We start from the raw sequence: 423 nt of genomic DNA, 5'->3' as shown, positions 1-423 counted from the left end.
CAGATGAAGTCGAAGTTATGACGACGCCGGATACTATTGCGCCTGTTATTGAGCAACTGCATCCGATGTCAGGTTCCTTCGCTTGTGTAATCCCACTTGAGGATAGAGTGTCGGATAATTCTGGTGTTGTCTCTGTCACATTCCAAGCGTCAAAGGACTACATCATTTGGAACGAGTTGGGCACAATAGCCGTTCCTCAATCCCCTGGAACGGTCCATGTTAAATACGACTATGAGGTATCTAAAGTCAATGAGGGGATTGTAGTTGTAAGGGCAATCGCAAGAGATGCTGCGGGCAACACTTCCAAAGCGAGCAAATATGTAGAGTACAAGGTAGATCGTACTGCCCCACAGATCCCGCAAGGTTTGCAAGTCAGCCATAGTGGCGGCTACATTACGCTGCAATGGGATCAGGGCGACGATG

The 423-nt window shown here is 48.5% G+C and carries 1 protein-coding gene; it reads left to right on the top strand.

Annotated elements, in window-relative coordinates; translation table 11 throughout:
- Nucleotides 1-17: 17 nt before the first annotated feature.
- Nucleotides 18-423, top strand: a 406-nt coding sequence (locus tag RCF13_RS15640) for a hypothetical protein (RefSeq protein WP_308141334.1), incomplete at its 3' end; no start/stop codon positions are given.

The organism is Stenotrophomonas maltophilia group sp. RNC7 (assembly GCF_030910085.1).
In the GTDB taxonomy this organism is placed as follows: domain Bacteria; phylum Pseudomonadota; class Gammaproteobacteria; order Xanthomonadales; family Xanthomonadaceae; genus Stenotrophomonas; species Stenotrophomonas sepilia.
Note: the sequence above shows the minus strand (reverse complement) of the source record. Positions and strands in the feature narration are given on the sequence as shown.